At 56.7% G+C, this 13326-nt stretch carries 10 protein-coding genes; 1 reads left to right on the plus strand and 9 read right to left on the minus strand.

The window, feature by feature from the left end; genetic code table 11:
* Positions 1-222: 222 nt before the first annotated feature.
* The 4 genes from aspC to pncB form a co-directional block, all read right to left on the minus strand.
* Complete coding sequence (gene aspC / locus M8318_RS19850; protein ID WP_262664146.1) at positions 223-1413, minus strand: aspartate transaminase; 1191 nt, start codon at positions 1411-1413, stop codon at positions 223-225.
* A gap of 184 nt (positions 1414-1597) precedes the next feature.
* Entirely contained in the window at positions 1598-2677 is a 1080-nt protein-coding gene (locus M8318_RS19855; RefSeq protein ID WP_106992602.1) for a porin, read from the minus strand.
* A gap of 606 nt (positions 2678-3283) precedes the next feature.
* Positions 3284-4684, minus strand: a complete 1401-nt coding sequence (gene asnS, locus M8318_RS19860) for an asparagine--tRNA ligase (RefSeq protein WP_262664148.1) — start codon at positions 4682-4684, stop codon at positions 3284-3286.
* Positions 4685-4846: 162 nt separating this feature from the next.
* The gene (gene pncB / locus M8318_RS19865) at positions 4847-6049 is read right to left on the minus strand and encodes a nicotinate phosphoribosyltransferase (RefSeq protein WP_106992604.1); all 1203 of its coding nucleotides are present in this window, start codon (positions 6047-6049) and stop codon (positions 4847-4849) included.
* Positions 6050-6313: 264 nt separating this feature from the next.
* Between pncB and pepN the strand changes: the two genes are divergently transcribed.
* Positions 6314-8926 carry an aminopeptidase N gene (gene pepN / locus M8318_RS19870; protein WP_262664151.1) on the plus strand — a complete coding sequence of 871 codons (2613 nt, stop codon included), beginning with the start codon at positions 6314-6316 and terminating at the stop codon, positions 8924-8926.
* Positions 8927-9074: 148 nt separating this feature from the next.
* On the opposite strand, the gene ssuB is transcribed toward pepN, so the two are convergent.
* The 5 genes from ssuB to ssuE are packed head-to-tail and all read right to left on the minus strand — an operon-like array spanning position 9075 to position 13312.
* Positions 9075-9842: an aliphatic sulfonates ABC transporter ATP-binding protein gene (ssuB, locus tag M8318_RS19875; protein ID WP_262664152.1), complete on the minus strand. Its 768-nt coding sequence runs from the start codon at positions 9840-9842 to the stop codon at positions 9075-9077.
* Positions 9839-10630: an aliphatic sulfonate ABC transporter permease SsuC gene (ssuC, locus tag M8318_RS19880; RefSeq protein WP_262664153.1), complete on the minus strand. Its 792-nt coding sequence runs from the start codon at positions 10628-10630 to the stop codon at positions 9839-9841. Before ssuC ends, ssuB begins: the two co-directional genes overlap by 4 nt.
* Positions 10631-10639: 9 nt before the next feature.
* On the minus strand, positions 10640-11785 hold the full coding sequence (gene ssuD / locus M8318_RS19885; RefSeq protein WP_106992607.1) for an FMNH2-dependent alkanesulfonate monooxygenase: 1146 nt from the start codon (positions 11783-11785) through the stop codon (positions 10640-10642).
* Positions 11782-12744 (minus strand): sulfonate ABC transporter substrate-binding protein, encoded by a 963-nt coding sequence (locus M8318_RS19890; protein WP_262664155.1) that lies wholly within the window; start codon positions 12742-12744, stop codon positions 11782-11784. Before M8318_RS19890 ends, ssuD begins: the two co-directional genes overlap by 4 nt.
* On the minus strand, positions 12737-13312 hold the full coding sequence (ssuE, locus tag M8318_RS19895; protein WP_106992609.1) for an NADPH-dependent FMN reductase: 576 nt from the start codon (positions 13310-13312) through the stop codon (positions 12737-12739). The genes M8318_RS19890 and ssuE overlap by 8 nt, the downstream gene beginning before the upstream one ends.
* Positions 13313-13326: the final 14 nt, after the last annotated feature.

Raw genomic sequence — 13326 nt, forward strand, 5'->3', positions numbered from 1 at the left:
TCGACCTGCTCAACGACAGCTATTTTAAAGGATAGAGGATAATCACGTTGGGTACGTTTGAACTCAGTCATCATCACGTTCTCCGGATTTAAGTCAGGAACGTGTCAACGCTATTCAGGACGGGTCACGAACATGAAAAAAGCCTGCTTTAAGCAGGCTTTTTTTTGCCCGGCGACCGGGCTTTTGTAGGTCGGGTAAGCGCAAGCGCCACCCGACAGTTTTTTACAGCACAGCCACAATCGCTTCGCACAGTGGTGCCATGTTATCCGGCGTCATACCCGCCACGTTAACACGACCTGAAGCCACTGCGTACACGCCAAACTCTTCACGCAGACGCAGGACCTGCTCTTTGGTCAGGCCGCTGAAGGAGAACATGCCATTCTGCTTAATGATGAAGCTGAAGTCGCGATCCGCGCCTTTTTCCGCCAGGGTGTTCACGAACAGCAGGCGCATGCGCTGAATACGCTGACGCATGTCGTTCAGTTCCTGTTCCCAGATAGCGCGCAGTGCGTCATTGCTGAGAATGGTCGCAACGACTGACGCACCGTGAGCCGGTGGGTTGGAGTAGTTAGCACGAATAACGGATTTCATCTGGCTGAACGCACGATCGACGGTCTGCTCATCGGCAGCCACCAGCGTACAGGCACCTACGCGCTCATTGTACAGACCGAAGTTCTTGGAATAGGAGCTGGCAACAATCAGCTCTTTATGCAGCGCCGCGAACGCACGCAGGCCTTCAGCATCTTCTTCCAGACCACGGGCAAAGCCCTGATAAGCGAAGTCGAACAGCGGCAGCCAGCCTTTTTCAACCGACAGTTTCGCCAGCTGTTCCCACTGCTCCAGCGTTGGATCGATGCCGGTTGGGTTATGGCAGCAGCCGTGGAACAGCACCACATCACCCGCCTGCGCTTCATTCAGGCTGGCCAGCAGACCGTCAAAGTCGAGAGTGTGGTTGGCCGCGTCATAGTAAGCATATTCACGCACTTCCAGGCCCGCAGAGTTGAAGACGCTCTTATGGTTCGGCCAGCTTGGATTGCTCACCCAGACGGTTTTTACGCTGGTATTTTTGGCGAGGAAATCCGCTGCCACGCGCAGGGCGCCAGTACCGCCAGGGGTCTGTGCGGTGCGGGCGCGTTTATCACTGATAATCGCGTTGCCTTTGCCGAACAGCAGCTCCTGAGTGCAACGACCAAATTCCGGAATACCGTCGATGCCGAGGTAGTTTTTGGTATTTTCGTTCTCCAGCAGATACTGCTCAGCTTTTTTAACGCTGGTCAGTACCGGGGTCTTGCCGGTCTCATCTTTATAGACACCAATACCCAGGTTGATTTTTCCAGGGCGGTCATCGGCACGAAACAGATCGGCCAGGCCCAGAATCGGGTCGGCAGGGGCGGCGGTAATGTTCTCAAACATGACGAAGTTCCATTGTGGTTACGGAAGTGAAATCCGCTATCAGGTTAACGATAGTTCTACAAAATGCCAACCGTTTGCTACAAAAAGCGTGCGGCTTTTCAAAAGTCGCCATTTTTAGCTTTCGGGCATAAAAAAACAGGGCCGAAGCCCTGTTTTTTAGACATATAACAAAGTGGTGTTCTGATTAGAACTGGTAAACGATACCCACGCCCGCCTGGTCGTCGGTAGACAGGCCAGTTGCTTCGGTGTAGTTGTTGTCATCCAGCAGATTGAAGCGGTACGCAGCGTACACGTTCATGTTCTTGTTGAAGTAGTACCAGGTACCCACTTCTACGTATTTCACCAGGTCAGCATCGCCACCGGAGAAACCGTTGCGAGCGGTCAGATCTTTACCTTTGGACTGAACGTAGCCCACGGACGGACGCAGACCGAAGTCGAACTGGTACTGAACCACAGCTTCAACGTTCTGGGTTTTGTTAGCGAACTGGTCGTCGCTTTCACGAGTCATGTTCTGAGATTCGCCGTACATTACCGCTGCGTACAGGTTGTTTGCGTCATATTTAACGGAGGTTGCCCAGCCTTCAGCACGTTCGCCTTTACCGTCAACACTCTGCGCAGTAGAGCGGTCAGAGTTAGAGTAGGCTGCGGTTACGTTGAAGCCTTCAGCGAAGTCATAACCCAGAGAGTAGCTGCCGCCGTCGCCGTTCTGACGTGAGGTGGTGTGGCCAGATTCGTTTTTGCCCTGGTACTGCAGACCCAGTGACAGGCCGTCAACCAGACCGAAGAAGTCAGAGTTACGGTAGGTCGCCAGACCGGTGCTACGTGCAGTCATGAAGTTGTCAGTAGCAGCCAGGGAGTCACCACCCCAGATGACGAACATATCGGTAGAGGCCAGTGCATCGTAGAACACGCCGTAGTTACGACCGTAATCGAATGAACCGTAATCACCGGTTTTCAGGCCTGCGAATGCCAGACGGGTTTTAGTACCCTGAGCGCCTTCCTGAGAAGAGGCGTCCATGTTGTATTCCCACTGACCGTAACCGGCCAGCTGGTCATTAATCTGAGTTTCACCTTTAAAGCCGATACGCGCATAAGTGGTATCACCGTTGTTGGTGTCACCGTTGGTGGTCCAGATATGCTCACCAACCGCTTTGCCGTAGAAGTCCAGCTTGTTAGCGTTTTTGTTATAGATTTCTGCTGCGTTAGCTGCACCGGCTGCCAGCAGGGCAGGGATAACCACTGCCAGGATATTGCGCTTCATCATTATTTATTACCCTCATTGGTTTTTTTATGACACTCGCCACTGCCGTCAATAAATTCTGTCAATAAATATTTCCGGAACTATTGATGAGAGTTTGGTGTCTTTATGTGTCTGACAGGCATCTTTCCATTCAAATAAACGTTTCGCTAGCCTGAAAGTGCTACAAACCTAAAGAATCAGTTACAAGAAGAAAATATGTGTAACGAAACGTGTATTTTAAGGAACTTTGTGAGGCATCTCAAACTTCAGAGTTGAGTGGCGAAAAATAAAGCTTCACTAATTCTATCTATATGAATTGCTTATCTTAATTTTAGATAATGACTTTTTTTATGATCCGAAGCATTAGCACACTATTTTTCTTATCCCTGGAGATGGACATCTGGATAGCCGATTTTTTGCACGAAAAGTGTGCTAATGCTTGAGATAAGTATTAGGCGCAATAAGACTGCGGTTTATTTTGTGTGCAAAGATGTTTCATGGAAATAAAGCGTAACAGTGCAGAGGATCTGGCGGGGTTGCTCTTTAAGGATAATGACTTTCAACTGACAAAATTTGACAGTGCAGAATAAAATAATGGCCAGCAGAGGCTGGCCATTGAGTGTTATTGCATCAGAATGTGGCGCTACGTGGGGTACGCGGGAAAGGAATCACATCACGGACGTTCTGAACACCGGTCACGTAAGCGATCAGACGCTCGAAGCCGAGACCGAAACCGGAGTGCGGCACGGTGCCGTAACGGCGTAAATCGCGGTACCACCAGTAGTCCTCTTTGTTGAGGCCCATCTCAGCCATACGCGCATCCAGCACATCCAGACGCTCTTCACGCTGTGAACCACCGATGATTTCACCGATGCCTGGGGCAAGCACGTCCATCGCGGCGACGGTTTTACCGTCTTCGTTAAGGCGCATATAGAACGCCTTGATGTCTTTTGGATAGTTTTTCACCACCACCGGCGCTTTGAAGTGCTTCTCGGCCAGGTAGCGTTCGTGCTCGGAGGAGAGGTCAACACCCCAGTACACCGGGTTCTCAAACTTCTGACCGCAGTTTTCGAGGATGGTCACCGCATCGGTGTAATCCACCTGGGCGAAGTCAGCGGAGACGAAACGCTCCAGACGAGAGATCGCATCGCTGTCCACGCGCTCGGCGAAGAACTTCATGTCGTCCGCGCGCTCGGTGAGCACCGCGTTAAAGACGTACTTCAGCATTGCTTCCGCCAGGCCAGCCACGTCGTCGAGGTTAGCAAAGGCCACTTCCGGCTCCAGCATCCAGAACTCCGCCAGATGGCGGCTAGTGTTGGAGTTCTCGGCACGGAAGGTTGGGCCGAAGGTGTAGATTTTAGACAGTGCACAGGCGTAGGTTTCGCCGTTCAGCTGGCCAGATACGGTCAGGAAGGACTCTTTGCCAAAGAAATCTTTGTCGTAGTCCACTTTGCCTTCCGGCGTGCGCGGCAGGTTTTCCATGTCCAGGGTGGAGACGCGGAACATCTCGCCAGCGCCTTCGGTGTCGGAGGCGGTGATCAGCGGGGTGGAGACCCAGAAGTAACCCTGCTCGTCAAAGAAACGGTGCAGCGCCTGCGCCAGAGTGTGACGGACACGAGCCACGGCACCAATCATGTTGGTACGCGGGCGCAGGTGAGCCACTTCACGCAGATACTCGATGCTGTGGCGTTTTGCCGCCATCGGGTAGGTATCCGGATCTTCAACCCAGCCGGTCACTTCAATCGAGGTGGCCTGCAGTTCAAAACTCTGACCCTGGCCCTGAGAGGCTACGATTTTGCCGGTGACCACCACGGAACAACCCGTGGTCAGACGCAGCACTTCCTGATTGTAATTGGGCAGAGAATTATTAATAACGGCCTGTACAGGATCAAAGCAGGAACCGTCATAAACGGCGAGGAAAGAAAAGCCAGCTTTTGAATCTCGGCGGGTACGCACCCATCCGCGCACGGTGACTTCGCTGTCAACGGCTACGCGGCCCTGGAGTACGTCGGCTACAGGCACAACGCTCATAATAATCTCTCTATGTAGTCCAATAATAAAATCTGTATCCCCTTCAATGGGGGGATATCTATGTTACCTGGCATCCGCCATCAGACAAGTAGATTTCGCAATGATAAGGGAAGAAATAAGAAATAAATGCGGGAAGGGAGCCCGGTGGGCTCCCTGAAAGGATTAGCTGGCGATTTTAACCTGTGGCAGGTCGAACGCTTTGCGCAGGGCGCGGACAAAGGCTTTGTCATGGCAAATGGTTTTGCCCGGGCTGTCGGAGAGTTTCGCCACCGGCTTGCCGTTACATTCCACCAGTTTAATGACGATATTCAGCGGTTTTACCTGGGGAATATCGCAGGTTAAACGGGTACCAATGCCAAAGCCCAGATTGATGCGCGAGGAGAAGTGCCGGTACAGGCCTACCGCTTTTGGCAGGTCCAGATTATCGGAGAAGACCAGCACTTTACTCATTGGGTCGATGCCCAGCTTTTGATAATGGGCGATCGCTTTCTCACCCCACTCCAGCGGATCGCCGGAGTCATGGCGCAACCCCTGATAGGCCGTGGCAAACTCCGGGCCGAAATCGCGCAGGAAGGCGTCCATGGTAATACAGTCGGTTAAGGCGATCCCAAGCTGGTCTGGATACTCGTCAAGCCAGGCCGCCAGCGCCGCACGCTGGCTTGTCGCCAGTTCCGGGCTGATCTGCTGGTGCGCCTGGAACCACTCATGGGCCTGGGTACCCATCGGGGTGAGGTTCAGACGGCGGGCCAGATCGTAATTGCTGGTGCCAACAAACCACGGCTCCTGCTGCAGTCTCTCAACGATGGCCTGCTGCACCTCGCGGGAGAAACGGCGGCGGGTACCAAAATCCATCAGGCGGAAACGCGACATATCCAGCGATTCGGTCAGCTGAGCAAAATCAACCAGCTTGTTTTCCAGGGTGGCCAATGCCTGCTCAACGCTGGCCTCCGGGGAACGGAAGCGATGCACCAGCTCGCTGATCACCGCCAGCAGCGGCACTTCCCACATGATCACTTCCCGCCACGGACCTTCAAGGCGAATATGCAGCTTGCCGTTATCATTGCTAATCTGCACCTGGGTCGGATCGTAGCGGAAATTCCGCAGCCACTGGAGGTAGTCTTCTTTAAAGAAGGGCAGGCCGGAGAGCCACTGGAATTCATCATCCTGCAGATGAAGATGCTGCATAGCGTCGACTTGCTCACGAATGGCATCGGCGTAGATCCCAAGCAAATCATCACCACGGCAGCGAAACTCGGCCGCGACCTGTACGTCGTGGTAGTGGTGAAATACGGCTTGCTGCATATGCAGTTTATACGCGTCGGTATCCAGCAGCGTATGCAGAACAGGTGAAGCGAATCGAGTCATAGGCGCGCAATAGCATCCTCTCACGGGAGCGTTTAGTACAATAAACAACTATTGAAACCGCTGGAGTATACCCTGTTTAGCGATTTATTGAACCCCGATCACACCATAAGCCTGGACCAGGGTCGAGTGCATTTCGTGCCGCATGTTATATAAATGTAGCAAATAGAGTGTTTGTGACTGAAAAGATGAACATTCTGCATAGCGCGTTTTACACAACAGGAATAGACTGGTTCGTTATTCGACAAACGATGCAAAAGGTTTTCTATGACACAACAGCCTCAAGCCAAATACCGCCACGACTACCGTGCGCCCGATTACCTGATTAGCGATATCGACCTGACTTTTGACCTGGATGCCACCAAAACCGTTGTCACGGCGGTCAGCCAGGTAACACGCCATAACGCCACGGCGGTGCCGCTGCGTCTTGATGGCGAAGATCTGACCCTGGTGTCGGTGCACGTTAACGACACCGCATGGACTGACTATAAAGAAGAAAACAACCAGCTGGTGCTCGACAACCTGCCGGAGCGTTTTACCTTACGCATCGTCAATGAAATCAGCCCGGCGTCCAATACCGCGCTGGAGGGGTTATACCAGTCGGGTGTCGCGCTCTGTACCCAGTGTGAAGCCGAAGGTTTCCGTCACATTACCTGGTACCTGGATCGCCCGGATGTACTGGCCCGCTTCACCACCAAAATCATTGCCGATAAAGCCACCTATCCGTTCCTGCTCTCCAACGGCAACCGCGTCGGTGAAGGCGATCTGGAAAACGGTCGTCACTGGGTGCAGTGGCAGGATCCGTTCCCCAAACCCTGTTACCTGTTTGCGCTGGTGGCGGGTGATTTTGACGTCCTGCGTGACACTTTCACTACCCGTTCCGGCCGTGAAGTGGCGCTGGAGCTGTTTGTCGATCGCGGCAACCTCGATCGCGCGCCGTGGGCGATGACCTCGCTCATCAACTCCATGAAGTGGGACGAAGAGCGTTTCGGCCTCGAGTATGACCTCGACATCTATATGATCGTCGCCGTCGACTTCTTTAATATGGGCGCGATGGAGAACAAAGGCCTCAACGTCTTTAACTCCAAATATGTGCTGGCACGTACCGACACCGCCACCGACAAAGACTACCTCGATATCGAGCGCGTTATCGGCCACGAATATTTCCATAACTGGACCGGTAACCGTGTGACCTGCCGCGACTGGTTCCAGCTGAGCCTGAAAGAGGGCTTAACCGTCTTCCGCGATCAGGAGTTCAGCTCCGACCTCGGCTCGCGCGCGGTTAACCGCATCAACAATGTGCGTACCATGCGCGGCCTGCAGTTTGCCGAAGACGCCAGCCCGATGGCGCACCCGATCCGTCCGGATAAAGTGATCGAGATGAACAACTTCTACACCCTGACGGTGTATGAGAAGGGTTCTGAAATCATCCGCATGATCCACACTCTGCTGGGCGAAGCGAATTTCCAGAAAGGGATGCAGCTCTATTTCGAGCGCCATGACGGCAGCGCCGCCACCTGCGACGACTTCGTGCAGGCGATGGAAGATGCCTCTAACGTCGATCTGTCCCACTTCCGCCGCTGGTACAGCCAGGCCGGTACGCCGATTGTGACCGTCAAAGACGACTACAACCCGGAAAGCGAGCAGTACACCCTGACCATCAGTCAGCGCACGCCGCCGACGGCCGAGCAGGAAGAGAAGCACCCGCTGCATATTCCGTTCGCCATTGAGCTGTACGATAACGAAGGCAAAGTGATCCCGCTGCAGAAGGGCGGTCATCCGGTGCATAACGTGTTGAACGTGACCCAGGCCGAGCAGACCTTCGTCTTTGACAACGTCTATTTCCAGCCGGTGCCTGCGCTGCTGTGCGAATTCTCCGCGCCAGTTAAGCTGGAGTACAAGTGGAGCGATCAACAGCTGACCTTCCTGATGCGTCACGCGCGTAACGACTTCTCCCGCTGGGATGCCGCGCAGAGCCTGCTGGCAACCTACATCAAGCTTAACGTCAATCGTCATCAGCAGGGCCAGCCGCTCTCTCTGCCGGTCCACGTGGCCGACGCCTTCCGTGCGATCCTGCTGGATGAGACCATCGACCCGGCGCTGGCGGCTGAAATTCTGACCCTGCCGTCCGCGACTGAAATCGCCGAGCTGTTTGAGATTATCGACCCGATTGCGATCGTGGCCGTACGTGAAGCCCTGACCCGTACTCTGGCGGCCGAGCTGGCGGATGAGTTCCTCGCCATCTACAACCATCACAAGCTGGATGCGTACCGCGTTGAGCATGCCGATATTGGCAAGCGCGCCCTGCGTAATACCTGCCTGCGCTATCTGGCGTTTGGCGAAACCGCGCTCGCTAACGAGCTGGTCAGCCAGCAGTATCACACTGCCGACAACATGACCGACGCCCTGGCCGCGCTGGCCGCAAGCGTAGCCGCAGAGCTGCCGTGCCGTGATGCCCTGATGCAGGAGTATGACGACAAGTGGCATCAGGACGGTCTGGTGATGGACAAGTGGTTCATTCTGCAATCCACCAGCCCGGCCGCCGACGTGGTGAACAAGGTGCGCAGCCTGCTTGAGCACCGCTCGTTCACCCTGAGCAACCCGAACCGCGTCCGCTCCCTGATCGGTGCCTTCGCCAGCAGCAACCCGGCCGCCTTCCACGCGGAAGATGGTAGCGGCTACCAGTTTATGGTGGAGATGCTGACCGAGCTTAACAGCCGTAACCCGCAGGTGGCGTCACGTCTGATTGAGCCGCTGATCCGTCTGAAACGCTACGATGCCACGCGTCAGGCGAAGATGCGTGCCGCGCTGGAGCAGCTGAAAGGGCTGGAGAACCTGTCCGGGGATCTGTACGAGAAGATCAGTAAGGCGCTGGCCTGACAGAAAGTTGAGGTCGGTTTTGTAGGCCGGGTAAGGCGAAGCCGCCACCCGGCAATGCTGTGCGGCCTGATGCCCGGTGGCGCTACGCTTACCGGGCCTACAAGGTCAAATATTTAGGCCGGGCAGGCGTAAGCGCCACCCGGCTTTTTTATCCGTGCTTTCTGGCGGACACCTCACTGGCACCACGCTTCATCACCCGATCCAACACCTCCGCTTCCAGCTCCGCCAGCCGCGCAAAACCCACCCGCCGAGGGCGTGGAAGATCCACCGTCAAATCCAGCCCAATCTTGCCCTCCTCAATCAGCAGCACCCGGTCCGCCATGGCCACGGCTTCGCTCACATCGTGGGTCACCAGCAGCACCGTAAAGCCGTGCTCCTGCCATAACGAGACGATCAGATCCTGCATCTCGATCCGCGTCAGCGCGTCCAGCGCTCCTAATGGCTCATCCAGCAGCAACAGGCCCGGCCTATGGATCAGCGCCCTCGCCAGCGCCACGCGCTGTTTTTGCCCGCCGGAGAGGGTGGCAGGCCATTCGCCCGCGCGATTGTCCAGCCCGACGGCAGCCAGCGCCTGCAGTGCCTGCGCTTTCCAGTTGCCTTTCAGCCCCAGACCGACATTATCAATCACCGTTTTCCACGGCAGCAGACGCGCGTCCTGGAACATCATCCGGGTATCATCCTGGATCTCCGCCAGCGGGGTATTCCCGGCCAGCAGCTCACCGCCGTTAGGTGCCTCCAGCCCGGCGAGCAGGCGCAGCAGGGTGCTTTTACCGCCCCCGCTGCGGCCCACCACCGCCACGAATTGCCCGGCCGGGATGTGCAGTTCCAGTTCGTTCAGAATGGTGTTTTCGCCGTAGCGTTTGGTGACGCCGTTAAGCAGCAGCGGCGTCCCCTGATTTAAGCGAGCAGTATTCATGCGTGTGCCTCCTTTATCGCGTAGGCCGGATTCCAGCGCAGCCAGCGGCGTTCAAGCCACTGGGCGCTGACATCCGCCAGTTTACCGAGCAGGGCGTAGAGAACGATCGCCACCACCACCACGTCGGTCTGCAGGAATTCGCGGGCGTTCATCGCCAGATAGCCAATCCCGGAGTTAGCGGAGATGGTTTCCGCCACGATCAGCGTCAGCCACATCAGGCCGAGGGCGAAACGCACGCCGACCATGATCGAGGGCAGGGCACCCGGCAGGATGACGTGGATAAACAGGGCGAAGCCGGACAAGCCGTAGCTGCGCGCCATCTCCACCAGCCCGCGGTCGATGTTACGAATGCCGTGCCAGGTGTTGATGTAGATCGGGAACAGGGTCCCGAGGGCAACGAGGAAAATCTTCGCCGTCTCGTCGATACCAAACCACAGGATCACCAGCGGGATCAGCGCCAGGTGCGGCACGTTGCGCAGCATTTGGATGGAGGTGTCCAGCAGACGCTCACCCCAGCGGGACAGGCCGCTGATCAGACCCAGCGTCAGGCCAATCGACCCGCCGATGGAAAAACCAATCACCGCGCGCCAGGAGCTGATGGCCAGATGCTGCCACAGCTCACCGCTGGCGCTCAGGGACCAGAAGGCCTCCACCACGCCCTCCGGAGAGGGGAGAATGCGGCTCGACAGCCAACCCACGGAGGATGCCAGCTGCCAGATCAGGACAATCCCCACAGGGAGCAGCCAGGGCGCAATGCGCAGCAGCCATTTTTGGGATGGGTTAGCCATGCGATCTCCTTAGCTCTGGGCGACTTTACGCGGGATAAATTCGTTGGCGACCGCTTCACCCTGCTGCAGCAGAGGCTGCGGCTGCGGGATCTGCGGAATAGCCACATCCAGATGCGGGAACAGCAGCTCACCCACCTTGTACGCCTCCTCCAGATGCGGATAACCGGACAGAATAAAGCTGTCGATGCCGAGGTCAGCGTATTCATTAATTCGCGCCGCCACGGTCGGGCCATCACCCACTAATGCCGTACCGGCCCCGCCCCGCACCAGCCCCACGCCGGCCCACAGGTTCGGGCTGATCTCCAGATTCTCTCGCTTGCCGTTGTGCAGCGAGGCCATCCGGTGCTGCCCGACGGAGTCGGTGCGGGCGAAAGCGGCCTGGGCTTTGGCAATGGTGTCATCGTCCAGATGGGCGATCAGGCGGTCGGCGGCCTGCCACGCCTCTTCAGTGGTCTCGCGCACAATCACGTGGAGACGGATCCCGAAGCGCACCTTACGACCGTGGGCCGCGGCTTTGGCGCGCACCTGCTCAATTTTCTCTTTGACCAGCTCCGGCGGCTCGCCCCAGGTGAGATACAAATCCACCTGCTCGGCGGCCAGATCCTGGGCGACGTCCGATGAACCACCAAAATAGAGCGGCGGACGCGGCTGCTGGATCGGTGGGAAGAAGAGTTTGGCATCACGAACATGAATATGTTTGCCCTCGAAGGTCACATTCTCGCCCTCCAGCAGACGACGCCAGACATGGGTGAACTCAGAGGAGGCTTCATAACGCTCGGTGTGATCCAGGAAGACGCCGTCCCCGGCCAGCTCCTGCGGATCGCTACCGGTCACCAGGTTAAACAGCGCGCGTCCGTTCGACAGGCGGTCAAGGGTCGCGGCCTGGCGGGCGGCCACCGTTGGAGAGGTCACGCTCGGGCGCAGGGCCACAAGGAACTTCAGGCGCTGGGTCACCGGGATCATCGACGCCGCTACCAGCCACGCATCTTCACAGGAGCGTCCGGTGGGGATCAGTACCCCGGTAAAGCCAATGCGATCGGCGGCCTGGGCAATCTGCTGGAGATAAGCATGATCCACCGGGCGCGCGCCCTCGTCGGTGCCCAGATAGTGTCCATCACCGTGGGTAGGTAAAAACCAGAACAGATTCAGACTCATGATTTAGCTCCTTTTTGCGCAGTGGGTTGCCAGATACGGTCGCGAATATCGATTTTTTTCGGCACCAGACGGTTGTCATAGAAAAGGTCAGCGGTTTGCTGCTGTAACACGGCGGTTTTGGCATCCACCGGTTTGATAACGGTTGGCGGGCGGTGGTCAAGGTAGGTGGCAATGACCGGCTCCGGAAGACCCATCGTTTTGGCCAGCAGGGCGATACTGGCCTGACGCTGGGTCTGAGTAAGGGCATCCGCCTCGCTAAAGGTATTCAGTACGCCCTGAACGAATTCACCGTTTTTCTCCGCATAAGGGCGGGCCGCCAGGTAGAAGGATCCGGTCTGTTTCAGGCTTTCACCGTCTTTCAGCACCTTCACGCCACCCTGCAGCAGGGCCGCGGAGTAGTAGGGGTCCCAGATTGCCCAGGCATCGACATTGTTTTGCTGGAAGGCGGCACGGGCATCTGCCGGGGAAAGATAAACTGGCTGAATATCTTTAAAAGTCAGACCCGCCTGCTGCAGGGCGCGCAATAGCAGATTGTGTGAGCTGGACCCTTTCTGGAAAGCTACCTTATGGCCTTTGAGATCCGCCACGGTTTTAATCGGGCTGTTTTCAGGGACCAGAATCACTTCGGCTTTCGGTTTAGGCGGCTCCACGCCGACGTAAACCAGGTCTGCCCCGGCGGCCTGGGCGAAGATAGGCGGGATATCGCCGGTGCTGCCGAGATCGATACTGCCGACGTTCAGCGCCTCCAGCATCTGCGGGCCTGCCGGGAACTCCACCCAGGAGAATTTGGTGTCCGGGTAGCGTTTTTCCAGCAGCTGATGGCTTTTCGCCAGCACCATGCTGACGCTGCCTTTCTGGTAGCCAATCCGCAGGCTCTCGGGTGCCGGATCGGCGGCATGCACCAGGCCGGAGAGGGCCACCAGACCGGCCAGGCTCAGGCGTGCAAGGGATTTAAACATGGGCGACTCCTTTCTGAAGACCGAAGGCAGGAACCTGGACGTCGCGGCGATGCAGCGCCTGCCAGAAGGTCTCCAGGGCGCTGTCGAGACGGGTTTGCAGGTTAGGGGTAAAGTGCGGCTTATGCTGGTAGTCGATCACCTGCGAGTCGTCGGCAAACACGCCGTGCAGGATCTCCTGGGCCTTCAGGGCGCTGAGCACCGGCTTCAGGGCATAATCCACCGCCAGCAGGTGAGCGACGGTGCCGCCGGTCGCCAGCGGCAGTACGATTTTGTTCTCCAGCGCGCGCTCCGGCAGCAGATCGAGCAGAGTTTTCAGGGCGCCGGAAAACGAGGCTTTATACACCGGGGTGGCGACAATCAGCCCGTCGGCATCCTTAAGCTGCTCATTGAGGGTTTTCAGCGCCGGACTGTCGAAGCGGGCATAGAGAAGATCTTCCGGAGCGAAGTTATGCAGATTCCAGTGGAAGACTTCGACATCCAGAGAGGTGAGTTGCTCCCGGGCATACTCCAGCAGCGCGCTGGAGCGAGAAGGAAATCGCGGACTGCCGGCCAACGTAATGACGCGCATAGATGCTCCTTATA

Origin of the sequence: Leclercia tamurae, from assembly GCF_025566055.1 — a bacterium.
Lineage (GTDB): Bacteria > Pseudomonadota > Gammaproteobacteria > Enterobacterales > Enterobacteriaceae > Enterobacter > Enterobacter tamurae.

Excerpts from the sequence above, each read along its gene's own strand:
- pncB (WP_106992604.1), bottom strand. The coding sequence starts at position 6,049 with ATGACTCGATTCGCTTCACCTGTTCTGCATACGCTGCTGGATACCGAC.
- pepN (WP_262664151.1), top strand. The coding sequence starts at position 6,314 with ATGACACAACAGCCTCAAGCCAAATACCGCCACGACTACCGTGCGCCC.
- asnS (WP_262664148.1), bottom strand. The coding sequence starts at position 4,684 with ATGAGCGTTGTGCCTGTAGCCGACGTACTCCAGGGCCGCGTAGCCGTT.
- M8318_RS19890 (WP_262664155.1), bottom strand. The coding sequence starts at position 12,744 with ATGTTTAAATCCCTTGCACGCCTGAGCCTGGCCGGTCTGGTGGCCCTC.
- ssuC (WP_262664153.1), bottom strand. The coding sequence starts at position 10,630 with ATGGCTAACCCATCCCAAAAATGGCTGCTGCGCATTGCGCCCTGGCTG.
- aspC (WP_262664146.1), bottom strand. The coding sequence starts at position 1,413 with ATGTTTGAGAACATTACCGCCGCCCCTGCCGACCCGATTCTGGGCCTG.
- ssuE (WP_106992609.1), bottom strand. The coding sequence starts at position 13,312 with ATGCGCGTCATTACGTTGGCCGGCAGTCCGCGATTTCCTTCTCGCTCC.
- M8318_RS19855 (WP_106992602.1), bottom strand. The coding sequence starts at position 2,677 with ATGATGAAGCGCAATATCCTGGCAGTGGTTATCCCTGCCCTGCTGGCA.
- ssuB (WP_262664152.1), bottom strand. The coding sequence starts at position 9,842 with ATGAATACTGCTCGCTTAAATCAGGGGACGCCGCTGCTGCTTAACGGC.
- ssuD (WP_106992607.1), bottom strand. The coding sequence starts at position 11,785 with ATGAGTCTGAATCTGTTCTGGTTTTTACCTACCCACGGTGATGGACAC.